Consider the following 19,754-nt stretch of genomic DNA (forward strand, 5'->3'; position numbering starts at 1 on the left):
TCCAACGCGCGCCGGCCCTTCGCATGGCTCAGGGCGTTCGAAGCTCGAAAAGCCAAGCAATTGGCTTTTCGTCCGCTACGCGGACCCCTTCTCACCCCTCCGCAGCTTCCTCGATCTTCGCAATATCGATCTTGCTCATCTGCATCATCGCCGACATCACCCGCCCGGCCTTGGCCCGGTCCGGATCCAGAAGCAGGCGCGGCAGTTGCTCCGGCACGACTTGCCAGGAGACGCCGAACTTGTCCTTCAGCCAGCTGCATTGCGACGGTTCGCCGCCGCCTTCGATGAGCTTGTCCCAGAAATAATCGACCTCTTCCTGGGTCTTGCAGTCGATCGACTGTGACATCGCCTCGTTGAACTTGAATTGCGGTCCGCCGTTGAGTGCCTGGAACTGCACGCCGTCGAGTTCGAACGTGGTCACCAGCGCCTTGCCGGCATCGGCATGGCCTTCGGGCCAACGCAGCACGCTCAGCACCTTCGAATTCTTGAAGATGGAGACGTAGAAATTCATCGCCTCTTCGGCCTGGCCATCGAACCACAGGCAGGTGGTGATCTTTTGCATGTCATGCTCCTCGGGTGTTTGGTTGCGGTTACAGGTGAAGCGGCTGACTTATTGAAATGGTGCCATTCCCTTGCCGTCGTCCCAAGGACGGATGCCGGGCTAGCGATCCGACACTGGCCGGCAATCTTTTTCGAAACCCTGATTTCAGCGAGACTCTGGCGCATTGCAAAATGTGGCCAGACCATACTTGCCGGTCTATAAACCCTGCGATCCAAATCCAGCGCCGCCACGCTCCGCGTTGAGCGCAGCCAGCCAGCCAAGGAAAATTCATGCCTGCCTATCGCTCCCGCACCACCACCCACGGCCGCAACATGGCCGGCGCCCGCGGCCTGTGGCGCGCCACCGGCATGAAGGATTCGGACTTCGGCAAGCCGATCATCGCGGTGGTCAATTCCTTCACCCAGTTTGTGCCGGGTCATGTCCATCTGAAAGACCTTGGCCAGCTGGTGGCGCGCGAGATCGAGAAGGCCGGCGGCGTCGCCAAGGAATTCAACACCATCGCCGTCGATGACGGCATCGCCATGGGCCATGACGGCATGCTCTATTCGCTGCCGTCGCGCGAGCTGATCGCGGACTCGGTCGAATATATGGTCAACGCGCATTGCGCCGATGCCATGGTCTGCATCTCCAATTGCGACAAGATCACGCCCGGCATGCTGATGGCCTCCTTGCGCCTCAATATCCCAAGCGTCTTCGTCTCCGGGGGGCCGATGGAAGCCGGCAAGGTGGTGCTCGCCGGCAAGACACAAGCGCTCGACCTGGTCGACGCCATGGTTGCCGCCGCCGATGACAAGATCTCCGACGAGGACGTCAAGGTCATCGAGCGCTCGGCCTGCCCGACCTGCGGCTCGTGCTCGGGCATGTTCACCGCCAATTCGATGAACTGCCTGACCGAAGCACTGGGGCTCTCGCTGCCGGGCAACGGCTCGACGCTGGCAACCCACGCCGACCGCAAGCGGCTGTTCGTCGAGGCGGGTCACCTTATCGTCGATCTCGCCCAGCGCTATTATGAGCAGAATGATGAGACGGCGCTGCCGCGCAGCATCGCGTCGAAGGGCGCCTTCGAGAACGCCATGACGCTCGACATCGCCATGGGCGGCTCGACCAACACCGTGCTGCATATCCTTGCCGCCGCGCACGAGGGAGAAGTCGACTTCACCATGGAAGACATCGACCGGCTGTCACGGCGGGTTCCGGTGCTATGCAAGGTCGCACCGGCCAAGTCCGACGTGCATATGGAAGACGTCCACCGCGCCGGCGGCATCATGGCGATCCTCGGCCAGCTCGACAATGCCGGGCTGCTCAACCGCAACCTGCCCACGGTGCATACGGCAAGCCTCGGCGAAGCGCTTGACCATTGGGACATCTCCCGCACCTCGAGCCAGAGCGTCCGCGACTTCTTTCTCGCCGCTCCGGGTGGCGTGCCGACACAGGTCGCCTTCAGCCAGGACCGCCGCTGGGACGAGCTCGACCTCGACCGCGAGAAGGGCGTCATCCGTTCGGCCGAAACGCCGTTCTCCAGAGACGGCGGGCTTGCGGTTCTGAAAGGCAATCTCGCGCTCGACGGCTGCATCGTGAAGACCGCCGGGGTCGACGAGTCGATCCTGAAGTTCACCGGCCCGGCCCGCGTGTTCGAAAGCCAGGACGCTTCCGTCAAAGCGATCCTGTCCAACGAGATCAAGGCCGGCGATGTCGTCGTCATCCGCTATGAAGGGCCGCGTGGCGGCCCCGGCATGCAGGAAATGCTCTACCCCACCAGCTATCTGAAGTCGAAAGGCCTCGGCAAAGCCTGCGCGCTGGTCACCGACGGCCGCTTCTCGGGCGGCACATCAGGCCTGTCGATCGGCCATGCCTCACCGGAGGCGGCCGAAGGCGGATTGATCGGGCTGGTGCAAGAGGGCGACACGATCGAGATCGACATCCCCAACCGCACCATACGTCTGGCGGTCAGTGACGCCGAGCTAGATGCGCGCCGCGCGGCCATGGAGGCAAAGGGCGCCATGGCCTGGAAGCCCGAGGAAAAGCGCAAGCGCAAGGTGACGACCGCGCTGCGCGCTTACGCAGCCTTCGCCACCAGCGCAGACAAGGGCGCGGTGAGGCACGTGCCGCAGTGAGGGGGTGCGGCGCCGACCCCCACCCCGCTGCTGCGCAGCGACCCTCCCCACAAGGGGGAGGGTAAAGCTCACGGCATCAGCTGATATTCGTAAAGCTTCTGATACAGCCCGCCCTGGTTGAGCAGCGTGCGATGCGCGCCGCTTTCCACCACCTTGCCGGCCTCCAGCACCACGATCGTGTCGGCCTGGTGCACGGTCGACAGGCGGTGGGCAATGACGATGGTGGTGCGCCCGACCGTCAGCTGCTGCAGCGCGTCGCGGAAAAGCGCCTCGGATTCGGCGTCGAGCGCGCTGGTCGCCTCGTCGAGCAGCAGGATCTCCGCATTGCGCAGCATGGCGCGCGCGATCGAGATGCGCTGGCGCTGGCCGCCTGACAGCAGCGCGCCATTCTCGCCGACATCCGTGTCGTAGCCTTTCGCCTGGGCGCTGATGAAGTCATGTGCATTGGCGGCCCTTGCGGCGGCCATTACTTCCTCGTCCGTGGCGCCCTCGCGCCCGAGCCGGATGTTGTGCATGATCGTGCCGGCAAACAGGAACGTGTCCTGGCTGACATACGCAATCTTCTCCCGAACCGAGACGAGCGTGGCATCCGAGATGGCCTGCCCGTCGAACATCACCTTGCCGACCTGCGGGTCGTACATGCGCATGATCAGGTTGAGGATGGTCGACTTGCCGCTGCCCGAGGGCCCGACGAGCGCCGTCATTTTGCCGGCGGCAAGCGTCAGGTCCAGTCCCTCGAACACCGGCGAGCTTTCGGGGTAGGCGAAGCTGACATTGTCGAAATGGATTTCGCCCGGCCCGGCCCGCAGCGGCTTTGCATCCGGCTTTTCGGCCAGCGTCAGCGGCCGGTCCGCGAGCTCGAACATCATCCGTACGCCGACAATGCCGCTTTCCAGGGCGATTCGTACGCGAGCAACACGCTTTGCCGGCTCATAGGCCAAAAGCAGCGCCCCGATGAAGGCCATGATGTTTCCCGGCATCTGGCCGCCCTGCAGCACCAGGAAGCCGCTGATGAAGACGGCCCCGGCGATCGCAAGTCCGGCCAGCGTTTCCATCACCGGGCTGGTGGCGGCCTCCAGCGTGGCGATGTTGTTGGCGCGGTTCTCCACATCCGACACCGCCTTGTACATGCGCTTGCGCATCGCACCTTCGAGACCGAAGGATTTGACGACGCGCACGCCAATTGCCGTTTCCTGCATCACATGCACGATCTGACCGAGCGAGCGGAATTCCTGTTTGGAGATCTGACGCACGCGCTTCAGGATGCGGTTGACACCGTAGATCGCCACCGGCCCAATGACGAAGCAGATGACAGACAGTGCCGGCTGCTTCCAAACCATGACCGCCAACAGGGCAATCAAGGTCACCAGATCACGCACATAGGATGTGACTATCTGGTCGAGCACGTTGCGTGCCGCCTGCGCATTATTGGTCATGCGGGTGATCAGGTCGGACGACGAGGTCGCGTGGTAGAACTCGATGCCCTGCGCCAGGATGCGGTCATAAATCTTGCGCTGCCGGTCGGCGATGATGGCGTTGCCGACGCGGCTCATAAAATAGGCCTGGACGAAATTGGCGATACCCTTGGCGATGAAGATCGCGGCGACTGCCAAGGCAATCCAGTTAACGCGCTCGACTCTCTTGTAGATCACGAACTCATTGGTAATTACGCTCAGGATCCAGGCGCTGGCGCCGGTGGTGGCAGCCACCACCAACATCGACAGGATGGCGGCGCCATAGCCGAATTTGTGCTGGTGAAAGGATTCCCTGAGCAGCCTTGCGACAAGGCGCTGGTTTTCCGTCGAACGGAAGAAGCGAAACAAATGGCCGATCCCATGCCTGACTGACGAATTTCGGATTCGCCACCGGGGCGAAAGGCGGCTTATAGAGCGAGTTGTGGCTGGATGGAACCTTTCGCTGCCGCCAAGGCAAACAGCTGCGGCAAGGCGTCTTTTGCGCCACGATTACGGCGTTCGCGCTTCAGGGAGATGACGGCAGATGGATTTCGACCTTGTTGTGCGCGGCGGAACGCTGCCCGACGGCACCGTCGCCGACCTCGGCATCATCGGCGAGACGATCGTCGCCATCGAGCCCGAACTGCATGTCAGCGCCGGCACGGCGATCGACGCCCGTGGCAATCTGATCTCGCCGCCCTTCGTCGATCCGCATTTCCATATGGATGCGACGCTGTCCTACGGCATTCCACGCATCAACGCTTCGGGTACGCTGCTGGAAGGCATTTCGCTATGGGGCGAGCTGAAGCCGCTCCTGACGCATGACGCGGTTCGCGAGCGGGCGCTCGCCTATTGCGACTGGGCGGTCTCGATGGGCCTGCTCGCCATCCGTACCCATGTCGATGTCTGCGATGACAGGTTGCTGGCGGTCGAGGCGCTGCTCGACGTCAAGAAGATTGTTGCGTCCTATATCGATCTGCAACTGGTCGCTTTCCCGCAGGATGGCTTCTACCGTTCGCCGACGGCGCGGCAGAACACGCTGCGCGCGCTCGACATGGGCGTCGACATCGTCGGCGGCATCCCGCATTTCGAACGCACCATGGCCGACGGCACGCGCTCGGTGACCGAATTGTGCGAAATCGCGTCGAAGCGCGGGCTGATGGTCGACCTGCATTGCGACGAGACCGACGATCCGCTGTCGCGCCACATCGAGCAGCTTGCCTATGAGACCCACCGCCTTGGCCTTCAGGGCAAGGTGGCCGGCTCGCACCTGACTTCCATGCACTCGATGGACAATTATTACGTCTCCAAGCTCCTGCCGCTGATTGCCGAGGCCGGTGTGTCGGCGATCCCCAATCCGTTGATCAACATCATGCTGCAGGGCCGCCATGACACGTTTCCCAAACGCCGCGGGATGACCCGGGTGAAGGAGATGCTGGCGCTCGGCATCCGCGTCGGTTGGGGCCAGGATTGCGTTCTCGACCCCTGGTATTCGCTGGGCACCGCCGACATGCTCGACGTCGCCTTCATGGGGCTTCACGTCGCTCAGATGTCGAGCCCTGCCGACATGGCGCGCTGCTTCGACATGGTCACCAACGTCAACGCCGCCATCATGGGCCTCGATCATCTCGGCCTTGCCGTGGGCAAGCGCGCCAGCTTCGTCATTCTCGATGCCGGCAACCCGATCGAGGCCTTGAGGTTACGTGCCGAACGGCTGTGCGTCGTCGCCAGGGGCAAGGTGGTGGCCGAGCGCACGAAACAGGAGACACGGCTGTCGATCGCCGGCCGTCCCGGACAGGTGAACCGGCGGCACAAAACTGCGTAGAAACAGCCGATTTCCGCCGCTGGTCTTACCGATTTGCCTCGTCAAAGCGGCCGCTTGCAGCTAGGGAGCCGCATGGCCCAGTCGCTCGTCCGCACCTTCACCATCAGGAACGCGCTCCTGGCCGGCATCCTGTTGATGCTGGCCGGCGACTTCATGTTCGCGCTGAACGACGCGATGGGCAAATGGCTGGTCGCCAGCTTCTCGGTCGGTCAGGTGGTGCTGATCCGATCGATCGGCGCCTTCATCGTGCTCGGCCCGATGATCGCCAACCAGGGCGCCGGCAGACTGTTCCGGATGGAGCGGCCGGTCCTCCAGATTCTGCGCGTGCTGGCGACCACGGCGGACACGGCGCTGTTCTATGCCGCCGTCGTCTATCTGCCGCTTGCCGACGTGATGAGCTTCTACATGGCCGGGCCGATCTATGTGGCGGCGCTGTCGCATTTCCTGCTCGGCGAAAAGGTCGGCTGGCGCCGCTGGGCCGCCATCCTGGTCGGCTTCTGCGGCGTGCTGATCATCTTGAAGCCGTCTTCGGCGGCGTTCTCGCAGTCCTCGCTGTTCGCACTGGTCGGCAGCATTGCCTTCGCCTTCGCCATCATCCTCAGCCGCCGCCTGCGCGGCACCAGCGACACAACGCTGGTCACCTGGCAGACTATCGGCACGCTGCTGGTCGGCGGCGTGATGACCATAGGCGCCTGGCAGACGCCCTCGGCACTCGATTTCGGCGCCATGCTCCTGCTCGGCATCGTCTCCTGCAGCGCGCATCTGATGATTACCAGGGCGCTGAAACTGGCCCCTGCCTCGACGCTGGCGCCGCTGCACTACAGCCTGCTTCTATGGGCGGTGATCTTCGGCCTGGCCTTCTTCGGCGACGTGCCGGGACCGCGCATCCTGATCGGCTCGGCCATCGTCGTGCTCGCCGGCCTGTTCATCTTCCACCGCCAGAAGGTGGTCGAAACAGTCGTGCCGCCGGAGAACGTGCCGAAAGGCGTGAATTGACCTAACCTTGGCGCACCGCCGCCAGATGCCGTGAAAACTCAGGCGTTTCCATCAGCGCCTTGCAACGGGCGAAGCGGCCGTCGGCATAGGCGCGGAAATCCTCGACCGGGTTGTTGTTGGCAAGCTGGATAATGCCCCAGAGCGTCCACAACAGGTCGCACATCGCCTTGTAGGTGACGAGGCGGCCGCGCTCGGCCGGTTTTGCCTCGCCGCCGAAATAGGCGCGCATCATCTCTTCCTCCTGCGCGGTGTCGAACCGGCCTTCGACCGAGAGGTCGCCGAGATCCCAGAGCGGGTCATTCATCCCCGAATATTCCCAGTCGACGATCCACATCCGCTCGCCCGTATCGAGCAAATTCTCGCACAGCGGATCGCAATGGCAGGCGGCAAGCGGCAGTCTATGCGCGGCAAGGGACGCACGCACGGTGTCGGATTCGCGCACCACGTCGTGGTAGCCCGGCGGCAAGGCGACGTCCTTGGTCGACAAGACCTTGAGATAGTCGTCGATCATCGCAAACAGCTCGAAGCGGAACGGAAACACCGCACCGGACGCGTGCAGCCTGCGGAAGGCTTCGCCGGCGCGGGCCGGGCTGCCGGCGCGCAGCTTGAATTTGTCCGGCGACATCGTCACGGCGCCGGCAACGAAGCGGCTCGCCATCACGCCTGTCGCAGGGTCGACATGCAGCACCTCGGGACTGACGCCGGCCTTGGCCGCCTCACGCGCCGCCACCGCTTCATTGGCGCGGTTGATATACTCCTCCGTGCCTTTGCCGGGGATACGCAGGCAGATATCGCCGGCCCGAAAGACGAGATTGGTCATCCCGCCGAGCCGCTCCAGCGGTCCGTCGTAGCCCGCTAATGCCGGAATCGCTGCAAGTGTTGCGCGTGCCTCGTCCGTCCCCATGCCTGTTGCCCCTGGCGTGCTATTTCTTGCGACAACGGTTCCACAGTTTTAGCCGTTTGGCTATCATCCCGATCGAGGGTGAGCAGCGAGCTGGCGGAGAAACAGCCATGGCGGGCAACAAGGATCATGGCGGGCTTGGCGCCGCCTATGCGGCGCAACGGCCCGAGGACGTCGCCGCGATCTATGACAAATGGTCGGAGACCTACGATGCCGATATGTCGGCCGCCGGCTACCGCCATCCGACGATCTGCCTGGCCCTGCTGGCCCGCCATCTGCCGCGCGGCGCCGCACCGCTTCTCGACGCCGGCGCCGGCACCGGGCTGATCGGCGAGTGGCTGGCCATCACCGGCTATCCCCAGGTCGAAGCGCTCGATATTTCGCAAGGCATGCTGTCTAAAGCGGCGGCAAAGGGCGTCTATTCGGCGCTGCATTGCCTGGCGCTCGGCGGGCCACTGCCCTTTGCCGACAATGCCTATGCCGGCATCGTCTCGGCCGGCGTTTTCACCTCCGGCCATGTCGGCGCAGAGGGGCTGGACGAATTGATCCGCGTCTGCCGTCCCGGTGGCGTCATCGTGCTGACGGTCAAGAACACGCTGTGGAACGCCGGCTTCGCCGAACGCATCGCTGCGCTCGAGGCTGAGGTCAGGGTCATTCGTGCCGAGGAGACTGCGCCTTATGTTTCGATGCCGGGCGAGGCTGACACCGTGCCCAGCCGCGGCCTTGTACTCCGTGTGAGCTAATCCAGGTTTCGTCTACGCCTTGATCCTGCTCATCGAAGAATCGTACATCGGTTCGAGATGAATGTTGGCCGGCGTCCGTTCCATCGCGACCACCAGCTCATAGTCCCCTGAGCTGAGAAAATCGTCGCTGACGCCATCGGCGTTGTGGACATAGCCATAGCCGATGTTCTTAGCCAGCGTGTAGCCATAACCGCCGCTGGTGAGATAGCCGACCGGTTCGCCATTGCGCAAAATCGTCTCGCGCCCGACCAGCACGATATCGGGATCGTCGACCGTGAAGCCGGCAAAGCGTTTCTTCAGGTCGGCGCCGCCGATTTTTTCGAGCGCCCGCCGGCCGACGAAATCGGTGTTCTTCCTCAGCTTCACCGCCCAGCCGAGGCCGGCCTCCTGAGGCGTGTCGTTGGGGGTGATGTCGGAGCCCCAGGCGCGGTAGCCTTTCTCCAGCCGAAGTGATTCCAGCGCCCGGTAGCCGATCGGCCGGATGCTGTGCGGCTTGCCTGCCGCCATCAGCGTGTCGAAAATCTCGCCGGTGGCGGCGATCGGCACATGCAATTCCCAACCAAGCTCGCCGACATAGGTGACGCGCAGCGCCCGAACCGTATGGCCGGCAGTCGTGATCTCGCGGATATGGCCGAACGGGAAGGCGGCGTTCGAGACATCGGCATCGGTCACGGCAGCCAGAACGTCGCGGGCCCGCGGTCCCATCAGTGACAGCGTGCCGAAATCCTCGGTGACATCTTTCAGCGTCACGTCGAGGCCCTTGCCGACATGGTCGCCGATCCAGGAGAGATCATGCGTGCGGAAGCCGGTGCCGGTCACGATGTAGAATTTGTCTTCGGCGAGCCTGGCCACCGTCAAATCGGCCTCGATGCCGCCGCGCGTGTTGAGAAGCTGCGTGTAGGTCAGCCGTCCCACCGGCTTGGCGACATCGTTGGCGCAGATCCAGTCCAGCGCCTTAGCCGCATCCGAACCCGTCATTTCGTATTTGGCGAAGGACGACTGGTCGAAGATGCCGACTTTCTCGCGCACATGGCGATGCTCCTCGCCGACCGGGCCAAACCAGTTCTGCCGGCCCATGGAATAAATGTCTTCGGGTCTGGCGCCCTGGGGCGCGAACCAGTTCGGCCGTTCCCAGCCGAGCTTGGAGCCGAACACCGCGCGGTACGCTTTCAGCCGCTCGTAGAGCGGCGAGACGATGCGCGGCCGGCCCGAGACGTACTCCTCATGCGGAAAGCCGATCGTGTAATGCTTGCCATAGGCTTCCAGCGTGCGATCGCTGACCCATTGCCGGTCGCGGTGCAAATTGGAAAAGCGCCTGATGTCGACCACCCAAAGGTCGAGCGGCGCTTCACCATCGACAACCCATTGCGCCAGCACCCAGCCGGCGCCGCCGCCGGAAGCGATGCCGAAGGCGTTGAAGCCGGCGCCGACGAACATGTTGGCGCATTCGGGCGCGACACCGAGGATGAAATTGCCGTCCGGCGTAAAACTCTCCGGCCCGTTGATTATCTGCTTGACGCCGACCGTCTCCAGCGCCGGCACGCGCGCGATCGCCTGGCTCATATGCTGCTCGAAATGATCGTAGTCGTCGTCGAACAGCCGGAACTCCCAGTCGTCGGGGACATCGCCGCCCGGCAGGCCGGTCGCCCAGGCTTGTGGGTTCGGCTCATAGCCACCCATCACCAGCCCGCCGACCTCTTCCTTGAAATAGGTGCGGCGGTCGGGATCGCGGATTGTCGGCGCGTCGGTCGCCAGCCCGTCGATCTTCTCGGTGATGATGTACTGGTGCTTGACCGGTTGCAGCGGCACGCAAATGCCGGCCATCGCGCCGACCTGGCGCGACCATTGCCCGGCGCAGTTCACCACCTTGTCGCAAGCAATGTCGCCCTTGTTGGTCTTCACCGCGGTGATGTGCCCGTCCGTCATGTCAAAGCCGGTAACGCGGACGTCCTCGAACAGCTTGGCGCCATGCATGCGCGCGCCCTTGGCCAGCGACTGCGTGATGTCGGAGGGGCTGGCCTGCCCATCGGTCGGCAGCCAGGAGGCGCCGACGAGGTCGCCGGTCTCCAGCAGCGGCCACATCTTTTTGACCTCCCTCGGCGACAGCAACTGCATGTCCATGCCGAAGCTCCTGGCCGTCGTCGCCAGCCGTTTATATTCGGTCCAGCGGTCGGCATTGGTCGCAAGCCTGAGGCACCCGGTCATCTTCCAGCCGGTAGCGAGCCCGGTTTCGGCTTCCAGTCCCTTGTAGAGCTCGACCGAATATTTGAGCACGCGGGTGATCGAGGCGGACGAGCGCAGCTGGCCGACCAGCCCGGCCGCGTGCCAGGTCGAACCCGAGGTCAGCTTCCCCTGTTCCAGCAGCACGACATCGGCCTTGTGGTCGCGTGCCAGGTGATAGGCCGTCGAACAGCCGATAATGCCGCCGCCGATGACGACGATGCCGGCATGTGTAGGCAATGTCATGACTGTGTCCCGTACTTCGTGCGGTAATTGTCCAGCGCCCCGTCGAGCCGCGTCAGGTTCTCTGCGGTGTAGGCGACGTAGTCGATGCCGGGCGCGTCGAGGTAAAGTTCGGAAACCATGCTCCACATCGCCTCGCGCAGCAGCGAGGCGCATTGCATGGCGGCGTGCGAGCGGCGGATCGCCTCATCCGGTTCGCGCATGAAATACGCCGTGAGGAAAGTGAAGGACTCTGCGTCGCTCATCTCGGCGTTGGAGGCGACGCCGGCAAGATCGAACATCGCGGTGTTGAAACCGGCATATTCGAAATCGATGAGCCACAACCTGTCGCCATCGTCGAGAATATTTGCCGGCAAAAGATCATTGTGGCCGAACACGATCGGCAGCAGCTTCTGCGCCCGCTCCAACTCGTCGGCCAGAGCCAGCAGCCTGGGCAGTTCGTCGCGCTTGCGGCTGCCGCCTTCGCTCAGCGTTCGCGCATAGTCGCGGATGACATGGAAGACCCAGAACATGAAGCCGGCGCCGGAGATGTGATTGGGCATCTCGCGATGGAACCCGCGCATAAGCGCTGCGACGCGGCCGATATTGGCGCGCACATCCTCGGCGACATAGGTTTTCGCGCCGAGGAATTCCGTGACCATGATGCCGGGTTCGGAATGGCGGACCGCCGGCGCGAAGCCTGCGGCGTGCGCCGCCCGGGCCGTCATCACCTCGCGGTCGCGAAAGACGTGGTGAAATGGATAGTCCTGGCCGAAGCGCACGACATGCCGCCCGGCTGCGTCCTTGACCAGATAATTGGCGTTGCTGAGGCCGCCCGGCAGCGGCGCAATGTCGATGTTGCCGTTCCAGCAGGGCAAGGCCCGGATGCGGTCTTCAGCAGTCACGGGACCATCCCTGACTTTTGCGGAGCTTTCCCAGGCGCCATGGGCCGCGCAACGAGCGTTGGGAAACGCAAAAAATCTCGTCGGTGCGGGACGCAGGAACTCCTATCCCGCGCCGCACCGACGAGCCCCTCTGGCCAGGTTTTGATACCCGGTCTCCGCCCCCGCGGATTTGAGAAACTTTTGTGCCAGTTCAAACCCAGACGGTCTGGCCAGACGGTCCGGTCCGTGAATTGCGGCTCTGCTGCCATCACCCTCCCGTGGCAGTTCCGAAGCTGTCACGCCGTCAATGTCACGCCAGTGCTGCCTAACTGTCAATGAAATGTTGTGACTTTTTTTGGGTGTTTTGCCCGAAACCACGAGCAATTCCTTTAAAAAAGGCGGCATTGCCCTAAAACCGGGCAGGCCGCAAATTGAGGAAGCCAGATGATCCATTCGAAACGGCATGGCGAAATCCTCCGCCTCCTCAAGGAGGAGGGCACCGTCACCATTGCCAGCCTCGCCGACCGGCTGGGGGTTTCGCTTGAAACGGTGCGCCGGGATGTCAAGCCACTGACCGGCAATGGCTCGGTGCTCAAGATGCATGGCGCCATCGGCCTGCCGTCGATGGCCGGCGAAGCGCCCTTCGAGCGGCGCATGCGCGACAATGCCGAGGCCAAGCGGCTGATCGCCCGCATGGTCGCTGCCACCATTCGCGACGGTGAATCGGTCATGCTGGACACCGGCACCACGACCTCGTTCCTGGCCCGCGAACTGCTCGGCCACCGGCGGCTGACGGTCGTCACCAACTCGTCCGATATCGCCCGCACGCTGGCCACCGTCAACGGCAACAAGGTCTATATGGCCGGGGGCGAATTGCGCAGCGATTCCGGGGCCGCCTTCGGCGCCTCGGCGATCGATTTCGTCAGCCGCTTCTCGGTCAGCCACGCGGTGATTTCGATCGGCGCCGTCGATGCCGCCGCAGGCCTTGCCGACTACGATCTGGAAGAGGCGGAGTTCGCCCGCATGGTGCTGTCGCGCGGCCAGCGCTCGCTGGTCATCACCGACCACACCAAGTTCGGTCGCCAGGGTCTGGTCCAGGTCTGCGGCTTCGACGGTTTTTCCGAACTCGCCACCGACCAGCCGCCGCCGCGCGACATTGCCTCGGCACTTGCCGAGGCTGGAGCGCGCCTCAGCATCGCTGCGGCCTAGCCAAACACCAGCGACTGGCGCGCCGCGATCCCGGCCATGCCGCCACCCGATACCACGAAGGCGATGTTGTGCATCAGGCGCGCCGCGTCGCCCGGCCGCAGAAGATGTCATTGTGGGGGAAGAATTTCTTTTTCAATCATCCCGCTCTTCGCAATGTCCATGCAACTTGGCAGCCGCAAACAGCGCCTCGTCGAAATGCGGGCCGGGCGAATCGCCCGCATCAGCAATGAGGTCACCATGCTGCAAACGATGCCTTGTCTTTCCTACGGCCTGGACGCTTGCGCGCTCCGACCTGGAAGCGGACCCGGCTTGGCCGGATATTCCGCAACTTTCCGCCGGCGACGGTGTATGACGGTGTATAAGGTGTCCAGGATCAAGAACCTCAAAACCTATGACTGGCGCTTCGCATGACTGATCCACTGTCGGCGATCCTGGGCTTCGGCCTGCTCGGCGTCGCCTGCCTCGCCTTCACCGAAAAGATCCTGCCGCTGCCGCCCTCGCATGTGCTGCTGCTGTTCCTCGGCATGACGGCAGCCCCCGATCTCCCGGCGCTGGCGATCCTGCTTCTGGTAACGACGCTGTCCGCCATCACAGGCTGCCTTGTCTGGTATAGTTTGGGTCGTCGGATTGGCTTGGATCGTGCCGACAGGCTGGTCGAGCGTTTCGGCAAATATGTCTGCTTGCGCTATGCGACCTACAGCAAGCTTGGTCAGGCCTATCGCCGCCATCATGTCCGGGTCTCCTTGCTGGCGCAGTTCATCCCGACGGTTCGCAACTATCTGCCGATCGCGGCCGGCGCGCTCCGTCTTCCACTCTTGCCCTTCGCGGCGGCGACGCTGCTCGGCGCCACGCTATGGAATACCGGCTTCCTCGTCACCGGCTACCTTATGCGCGGCAGCGGCCGGGATTCCTATGCCATCGGCTTTCGCATCATCGTCATCGTTTTGGCGCTGGAGACGGCGTTTATGCTCGCGCTTCGCTACGGTCCTGCCTGCCGGCGGCGCCTCGGGTTCGGCTGACCAGGAGGCGCCTCAAGCCGTATGGGTATAAGCTCCGCCTTCGGCTTTCCTTCCCCGGCGCGCCGGTGTTTAGTCCGGCCATGGCTTTCACCATCCGCCAGCTGCAGTTCTTCATTGCCGTCGCCGAGCAAGGCACGGTGTCGGGCGCCGCACAAAACCTATCCATCTCGCAATCCTCGGTCACCGAGGCGATCAAGGAGCTGGAGAGCGATCTCGGCGTCGAATTGTTCGAGCGCCATCCGCGTGGTCTCAACATTACCCACAAAGGCCACCAGTTCCTGCGCCATGCGACCAAGATCCTGGCCGACGTCTCCGACGCGCGCCGCGCTTTTTCCGACGACCAGGTGGTGGCCGGCGGGCGGCTGCAGCTCGGCGTCACCTCGCTGGTCGCGGGCTATGTGCTATCCGATCTGCTGGCGCGCTACCGCCGCGCCTATCCCGGCGTCGATGTCTCGGCCATCGAGGACAATGGCGACTATCTCGAACATCTGCTGATCGGCGGCAAGCTCGACATTGCCGTCATGGTCACCTCCAATTTGCGCGACCGCACCGCGCTGCAGTCGGAAATCCTCGAGGTCTCGGCCTACCGGCTGTGGGTCCCGCTCGGCCACAAGCTGGCCAGCGCCGACATTATCGGCATAGGCGACATTGCCGGCGAGCCGCTGATCATGCTGACCGTCGACGAGATCGAGGAGAACACCGGCAAGCTTCTGGCGGCGATCGGCGCCAGGCCGCATGTCGCCTTTCGCACCCGCTCGGTCGAAGCCGTTCGCAGCCTCGTCGCCACAGGTGCGGGCGTGGCGTTGCTGCCAGACCTAGTCTACCGGCCGTGGTCGCTGGAAGGCGACCGCATCGAATCGCGCGACATTTCGGGTTCCCTGCCGGTCGTCCAGGTCGGCATGGTCTGGCGCCGCGGCTCCGGTCTGCCGCAGGCGTCGCGCGACTTCATCGGCCTTGCCCAGTCGCAGCGTATGGTACGCCAGCAGCGTTGATAGGGTGCGTGGTTATCTATCGGAAAAACCGATATCGCGTTTCTGATAAATGAATTTGCGAAACCGGAATTTTCCGAGCACTTTTCATGTCAGGGACGAAAGCCGCCATCAGAGCGGCAACGTGCCATCGGATGAACTGACGCTTTTCAGCCTGCGGCTGACCGCGGCGGCGACTCGCTTCGCAGTCAGGCGCCAAAATGGGAGATTGACGATGAATTCATTCCTGAAGACGTGCACCGCCTTGACGGTCGCGCTGACCTTTTCCGGTCAGGCCGTCGCCCAGGTCAAGGAACTCGGCAAGGGCGAAGGGGAGGTCAGCATCGTTGCCTGGCCGGGGTACATCGAGCGCGGCGAAACCGACAAGGGCTATGACTGGGTGACCTCCTTCGAGAAGGAGAGCGGCTGCAAGGTCAACGTCAAGACCGCGAACACCTCCGACGAGATGGTCTCGCTCATGAATGAGGGTGGGTTCGATCTGGTCACCGCTTCGGGTGACGCATCGCTGCGCCTCGTTGCCGGCAAGCGCGTGCAGCCGATCAACACCGATCTCATCCCGAGCTGGAAGGCGGTAGACGACCGTCTGAAGGATGCGCCCTGGTTCACCGTCGACAAGGTGCATTACGGCGTTCCCTATCAGTGGGGCCCGAACATCCTGATGTACAACACCGATGTCTTCAAGGAAGCGCCCAAGAGCTGGAACGTCGTCTTCGAGGAAATGAACCTGCCGGACGGCAAGTCCAACAAGGGCCGCGTCCAGGCCTATGACGGCCCGATCCACATCGCCGACGCCGCCAACTATTTGATGTTCCACAAGCCGGAACTCGGCATCAAGGACCCGTACGAACTGAACGAAGACCAGTACAAGGCAGCGCTCGAGCTGCTGCGTGTTCAGCGGACGCTGGTCGGCCGCTACTGGCATGACGCCGCCATCCAGGTCGACGACTTCCAGAACGAAGGCGTCGTCGCTTCCGGTTCGTGGCCTTACCAGGTCAACACGCTGGTTGCCGCCAAGAAGCCGGTCGCCTCGACCGTGCCGGAAGAAGGCGTCACCGGCTGGGCCGACACCACCATGATGGAGGCCGACGCCGCGCATCCCAACTGCGCCTATATGTGGCTTGAGCATTCGCTGTCGCCCAAGGTGCAAGGCGATGTCTCGGCCTGGTTCGGCTCGCTCCCCGTGGTGCCCGCTGCCTGCAAGGGCAACGAGCTGCTCGGCGAGGAAGGCTGCAAGACCAACGGCTACGAGAACTTCGACAAGATCAAGTTCTGGAAGACGCCGGTCTCGAAGTGCGCCACCCAGAACGACCACTGCGTGCCCTACTACCGCTGGGTGTCCGACTATATCGGCGTCATCGGCGGGCGGTGAGCTCCCTTAACCCTCCCCCTTGTGGGGAGGGTCGACGCGCAGCGTCGGGGTGGGGGCAGCGCTGACGTCCGGTGCTAGTCACCCCCACCCGCGGCTTCGCCGCGACCTCCCCCATCGAGGGGAGGTGAAGTGCCGTGCCCGCTGGCCTGATTGGTGGCGGCAAGAGCTATTTCGACGAACCACAAACCGGCAACAGACGGACAGCCCATGACATCGGCCGTTTCCTTCCAGAAAGTCTCTCGCCATTTCGGCAGCGTGCGCGCCGTCGATGCGGTCGATCTCGACATCGTGCCCGGCGAGTTCTTCGCCATGCTCGGTCCGTCGGGGTCAGGCAAGACGACCTGCCTGCGCCTCATCGCCGGCTTCGAGCAGCCGACATCGGGCTCGATCTCGATCTTCGGCGAACGCGCCGAGGGCGTGCCGCCCTATCGCCGCAACGTCAACACCGTGTTCCAGGACTACGCGCTGTTTCCGCATTTGAACGTGCTCGACAATGTCGGCTACGGGCTGATGGTCAAGGGCATCGCCAAGCCGCAACGACAGAAGGCGGCGGAAGAAGCGCTGTCGCTGGTGCGCCTGCCGGGCTATGGCGCCCGCCGTCCCGGCCAGCTCTCCGGCGGCCAACGCCAGCGCGTCGCGCTGGCCCGTGCGCTGGTCAACCAGCCCAAGGTGCTTTTGCTCGACGAGCCGCTCGGCGCGCTCGACCTCAAGCTGCGCGAGAACATGCAGGAAGAGCTGAAGTCGCTGCAGAAGGCGCTCGGCATCACCTTCGTCTTCGTCACCCATGATCAGGGCGAAGCGCTGTCGATGGCCGACCGCGTTGCCGTCTTCAATGACGGCAAGATCATGCAGATCGGCACGCCGGAAGACATCTACCAGCGGCCCAGGACACGCTTCGTCGCCGATTTCGTCGGCTCCTCCAATGTGTTGCCGCCGGATTTCGTCCAGCGTTATTCCGGCCAGGACCGCTGGGGCAGCCTGCGCCCCGAATCGATCCGCATCGGCAGCATTGCGAAAGGCGAAGGGGTTGCCGCGCGCCTGGTCGGAACCAACTATCTCGGCGCTACCACAAAACTGGCGTTGGACGCTGATGGCCTGAGGCTGCACGCAATCGTGCCGGCCGGCACGAAACTGCCGGCGGAAGGCGAAGCGGTGGTGCTGACCTTCAACCGCGAGCATTTGCATTTGATGGACGAGCCGGCATGATTGAGGTTGGCGCCAAGCACCCCCCTCTGTCCTGCCGGACATCTCCCCCTCAAGGGGGGAATTTGGCTGTTCCTCCCGGTTTCGCCAATCTTCAACGTTGGGGATTTGGCGAGGCAGCGAAACTGCTGATCTCCCCCCTTGAGGGGGAGATGTCCGGCAGGACAGAGGGGGGTGTGAAGGAACGCGGCTTCTCAGGGTTCCTTCAGCACGCGGTCGCCCCATGACCATCGCCGCGCTCAACTCAACCTCCGCCCCCGCCATCCTGCCCGGCAGCGGTGGCATGCGCGGCGCACTGTCGGACCTTTTCTGGCGCAAGCCGCAACTGCTGCTGTTCCTCATGCTGCTGCCGCCGGTTCTATGGCTCGGCGTTGTCTATATCGGCTCGTTGTTCGCACTTCTGGCGCAGAGCTTTTTTTCGATCGACGAGTTCTCCGGCCTCATCAACCACGAATTCACGCTGAAGACCTATGGCGACCTGTTCCAGCCCGCCAATCTCGACATCATCCTGCGCACGGTGACGATGGCGGTGCTGGTCACGCTGGCCTCGGCCGTCATCGCCTTCCCGATCGCCTATTATGCGGCGCGCTATGCCCGCGGCCGCTGGAAGGCGCTGTTCTATCTCGGCGTCATGCTGCCGCTATGGTCGAGTTACCTCGTCAAGATCTACGCCTGGAAGCTGATCCTCGCCAAGGAAGGCATTTTGACCTGGCTGCTCGCCAAATTGCATCTGCTCTGGGTGCTCGATGGCTGGCTGTCGCTGCCGGTCGTCGGCGGCAATTCCCTGTCGGTCTCCGCCACCGGCACCTTCATCGCTTTCGTCTATGTCTGGCTGCCGTTCATGATCCTGCCGGTGCAGGCGGCATTGGAGCGCGTGCCCGGCAATCTGGTCGAGGCGTCCTCCGATCTCGGCGCATCGCCGGGCCAGACCTTCCGCAACGTGCTGTTCCCGCTGGCGCTGCCCGGCATCGTCGCCGGCTCGATCTTCACCTTCTCGCTGACGCTGGGCGACTACATCATCCCACAGATCATCGGCACATCGCGGCTGTTCATCGGGCAGGCCGTCTATTCGCAGCAAGGCACAGCCGGCAACATCCCGCTCGCCGCAGCCTTCACCGTCGTGCCCATCGTCATCATGGGTTTCTATCTCTGGGGCGCCAAGCGCATGGGGGCCTTCGATGCGCTCTGACGGTTCGCAATCCGCTCCGCTCGGCCTCAAGATCGCTGCCGCCTGCGGCCTGCTGTTCCTGCATCTGCCGATCTTGTTGATCTTCGTCTACGCCTTCACCACGGAAGAGAAGAGCTTCGTCTGGCCGCCGCCGGGGCTGACCACACAATGGTTCGCCGTCACCTGGAACCGGCCGGATGTCTGGCAGGCGCTGTCGCTGTCGGTCCGCGTCGCCGCCATCTCGACCGCGATTGCCTTGATCCTGGGCACGCTGTGCGCCGCCGCCGTGTCGCGGACGAAATTCTTCGGCCGCGAGACCATCTCGCTGCTCGTCATCCTGCCGATCGCACTGCCCGGCATCATCACCGGCATCGCATTGCGCTCCGCCTTCTCGCTGGCCGACATACCGTTCTCGTTCTGGACGATCGTGCTCGGCCACGCCACCTTCTGCGTTGTCGTCGTCTACAACAATGCGGTCGCCCGTTTCCGCCGCGCTTCCGGCTCAATGATCGAGGCCTCGATGGATCTCGGCGCCGACGGCTTCCAGACCTTCCGGCACGTCGTGCTGCCCAACATCGCCACCGCTCTGCTTGCCGGGGGGATGCTCGCCTTCGCGCTCTCCTTCGACGAGGTCATCGTCACCACCTTCACCGCCGGCCAGCAGCAGACCGTGCCGATCTGGATGCTGGAAGAGCTGATCCGCCCACGCCAGCGTCCGGTCACCAATGTCGTCGCCATGGTCGTGGTGCTGGTGACGCTGCTGCCCATCCTTGCCGCCTATTACCTGACCCGCGACGGCGACCAGATCGCCGGTTCGGGCAAATGAAGAACAGCGAATAGGGAGTAGCGAACAGCGAATAGGGGAGATTGCACGAC

At 63.5% G+C, this 19,754-nt stretch carries 16 protein-coding genes; 11 read left to right on the top strand and 5 right to left on the bottom strand.

Features of this window, described 5'->3' with window-relative positions; all coding sequences use genetic code 11:
- Positions 1–91: 91 nt before the first annotated feature.
- Entirely contained in the window at positions 92–562 is a 471-nt protein-coding gene (locus tag NLY44_RS25675) for a VOC family protein (RefSeq protein ID WP_023672886.1), read from the bottom strand.
- A 269-nt stretch (positions 563–831) separates the two neighbouring features.
- On the opposite strand from NLY44_RS25675, the gene ilvD reads away from it, so the two are divergent.
- The gene (gene ilvD, locus NLY44_RS25680) at positions 832–2,676 is read left to right on the top strand and encodes a dihydroxy-acid dehydratase (protein WP_023806963.1); all 1,845 of its coding nucleotides are present in this window, start codon (positions 832–834) and stop codon (positions 2,674–2,676) included.
- 68 nt (positions 2,677–2,744) lie between these two features.
- Here the strand turns inward: ilvD and NLY44_RS25685 are convergent, their stop codons facing one another.
- Positions 2,745–4,499 (bottom strand): ABC transporter ATP-binding protein, encoded by a 1,755-nt coding sequence (locus NLY44_RS25685; RefSeq protein ID WP_023755676.1) that lies wholly within the window; start codon positions 4,497–4,499, stop codon positions 2,745–2,747.
- A gap of 175 nt (positions 4,500–4,674) precedes the next feature.
- On the opposite strand from NLY44_RS25685, the gene NLY44_RS25690 reads away from it, so the two are divergent.
- Complete coding sequence (locus tag NLY44_RS25690) at positions 4,675–5,955, top strand: amidohydrolase family protein (RefSeq protein ID WP_023806962.1); 1,281 nt, start codon at positions 4,675–4,677, stop codon at positions 5,953–5,955.
- 72 nt (positions 5,956–6,027) lie between these two features.
- On the top strand, positions 6,028–6,951 hold the full coding sequence (locus NLY44_RS25695; protein WP_023806961.1) for a DMT family transporter: 924 nt from the start codon (positions 6,028–6,030) through the stop codon (positions 6,949–6,951).
- 1 nt (position 6,952) lies between these two features.
- Here NLY44_RS25695 and NLY44_RS25700 read toward each other — a convergent pair whose 3' ends face one another.
- On the bottom strand, positions 6,953–7,855 hold the full coding sequence (locus NLY44_RS25700) for a phosphotransferase family protein (protein WP_023806960.1): 903 nt from the start codon (positions 7,853–7,855) through the stop codon (positions 6,953–6,955).
- 107 nt (positions 7,856–7,962) lie between these two features.
- Between NLY44_RS25700 and NLY44_RS25705 the strand changes: the two genes are divergently transcribed.
- Positions 7,963–8,595 carry a class I SAM-dependent DNA methyltransferase gene (locus NLY44_RS25705; RefSeq protein WP_023806959.1) on the top strand — a complete coding sequence of 211 codons (633 nt, stop codon included), beginning with the start codon at positions 7,963–7,965 and terminating at the stop codon, positions 8,593–8,595.
- Positions 8,596–8,607: 12 nt separating this feature from the next.
- Here the strand turns inward: NLY44_RS25705 and NLY44_RS25710 are convergent, their stop codons facing one another.
- Both NLY44_RS25710 and NLY44_RS25715 read right to left on the bottom strand, forming a co-directional pair.
- Positions 8,608–11,061 carry a GcvT family protein gene (locus NLY44_RS25710; protein WP_023806958.1) on the bottom strand — a complete coding sequence of 818 codons (2,454 nt, stop codon included), beginning with the start codon at positions 11,059–11,061 and terminating at the stop codon, positions 8,608–8,610.
- Positions 11,058–11,942, bottom strand: coding sequence for a phosphotransferase family protein (locus NLY44_RS25715; protein WP_023688805.1), 885 nt, complete (start codon positions 11,940–11,942; stop codon positions 11,058–11,060). The genes NLY44_RS25710 and NLY44_RS25715 overlap by 4 nt, the downstream gene beginning before the upstream one ends.
- Positions 11,943–12,365: 423 nt before the next feature.
- Here NLY44_RS25715 and NLY44_RS25720 point away from each other — a divergent pair, with 423 nt between their 5' ends.
- From NLY44_RS25720 to NLY44_RS25750, 7 genes are all read left to right on the top strand, one after another.
- Positions 12,366–13,130, top strand: a complete 765-nt coding sequence (locus tag NLY44_RS25720; RefSeq protein ID WP_023685103.1) for a DeoR/GlpR family DNA-binding transcription regulator — start codon at positions 12,366–12,368, stop codon at positions 13,128–13,130.
- Positions 13,131–13,537: 407 nt separating this feature from the next.
- The gene (locus tag NLY44_RS25725) at positions 13,538–14,149 is read left to right on the top strand and encodes a DedA family protein (protein ID WP_023688803.1); all 612 of its coding nucleotides are present in this window, start codon (positions 13,538–13,540) and stop codon (positions 14,147–14,149) included.
- 80 nt (positions 14,150–14,229) lie between these two features.
- Entirely contained in the window at positions 14,230–15,141 is a 912-nt protein-coding gene (locus tag NLY44_RS25730) for a LysR family transcriptional regulator (protein ID WP_023673412.1), read from the top strand.
- A gap of 211 nt (positions 15,142–15,352) precedes the next feature.
- Positions 15,353–16,507 (top strand): ABC transporter substrate-binding protein, encoded by a 1,155-nt coding sequence (locus NLY44_RS25735; protein ID WP_023688802.1) that lies wholly within the window; start codon positions 15,353–15,355, stop codon positions 16,505–16,507.
- 207 nt (positions 16,508–16,714) lie between these two features.
- On the top strand, positions 16,715–17,713 hold the full coding sequence (locus NLY44_RS25740; RefSeq protein ID WP_023688801.1) for an ABC transporter ATP-binding protein: 999 nt from the start codon (positions 16,715–16,717) through the stop codon (positions 17,711–17,713).
- A 220-nt stretch (positions 17,714–17,933) separates the two neighbouring features.
- Positions 17,934–18,899, top strand: coding sequence for an ABC transporter permease (locus NLY44_RS25745; RefSeq protein ID WP_023702659.1), 966 nt, complete (start codon positions 17,934–17,936; stop codon positions 18,897–18,899).
- Positions 18,889–19,704 (top strand): ABC transporter permease, encoded by an 816-nt coding sequence (locus NLY44_RS25750; protein ID WP_023702660.1) that lies wholly within the window; start codon positions 18,889–18,891, stop codon positions 19,702–19,704. The genes NLY44_RS25745 and NLY44_RS25750 overlap by 11 nt, the downstream gene beginning before the upstream one ends.
- Positions 19,705–19,754: the final 50 nt, after the last annotated feature.

It is taken from the genome of Mesorhizobium sp. C089B (assembly GCF_030323125.1).
Classification (GTDB): Bacteria; Pseudomonadota; Alphaproteobacteria; order Rhizobiales; family Rhizobiaceae; genus Mesorhizobium.

Coding starts and splice junctions, on each gene's coding strand:
- NLY44_RS25675 (WP_023672886.1), bottom strand. CDS start 562: ATGCAAAAGATCACCACCTGCCTGTGGTTCGATGGCCAGGCCGAAGAG.
- ilvD (WP_023806963.1), top strand. CDS start 832: ATGCCTGCCTATCGCTCCCGCACCACCACCCACGGCCGCAACATGGCC.
- NLY44_RS25690 (WP_023806962.1), top strand. CDS start 4,675: ATGGATTTCGACCTTGTTGTGCGCGGCGGAACGCTGCCCGACGGCACC.
- NLY44_RS25695 (WP_023806961.1), top strand. CDS start 6,028: ATGGCCCAGTCGCTCGTCCGCACCTTCACCATCAGGAACGCGCTCCTG.
- NLY44_RS25700 (WP_023806960.1), bottom strand. CDS start 7,855: ATGGGGACGGACGAGGCACGCGCAACACTTGCAGCGATTCCGGCATTA.
- NLY44_RS25705 (WP_023806959.1), top strand. CDS start 7,963: ATGGCGGGCAACAAGGATCATGGCGGGCTTGGCGCCGCCTATGCGGCG.
- NLY44_RS25710 (WP_023806958.1), bottom strand. CDS start 11,061: ATGACATTGCCTACACATGCCGGCATCGTCGTCATCGGCGGCGGCATT.
- NLY44_RS25720 (WP_023685103.1), top strand. CDS start 12,366: ATGATCCATTCGAAACGGCATGGCGAAATCCTCCGCCTCCTCAAGGAG.
- NLY44_RS25725 (WP_023688803.1), top strand. CDS start 13,538: ATGACTGATCCACTGTCGGCGATCCTGGGCTTCGGCCTGCTCGGCGTC.
- NLY44_RS25730 (WP_023673412.1), top strand. CDS start 14,230: ATGGCTTTCACCATCCGCCAGCTGCAGTTCTTCATTGCCGTCGCCGAG.
- NLY44_RS25735 (WP_023688802.1), top strand. CDS start 15,353: ATGAATTCATTCCTGAAGACGTGCACCGCCTTGACGGTCGCGCTGACC.
- NLY44_RS25740 (WP_023688801.1), top strand. CDS start 16,715: ATGACATCGGCCGTTTCCTTCCAGAAAGTCTCTCGCCATTTCGGCAGC.
- NLY44_RS25745 (WP_023702659.1), top strand. CDS start 17,934: ATGACCATCGCCGCGCTCAACTCAACCTCCGCCCCCGCCATCCTGCCC.
- NLY44_RS25750 (WP_023702660.1), top strand. CDS start 18,889: ATGCGCTCTGACGGTTCGCAATCCGCTCCGCTCGGCCTCAAGATCGCT.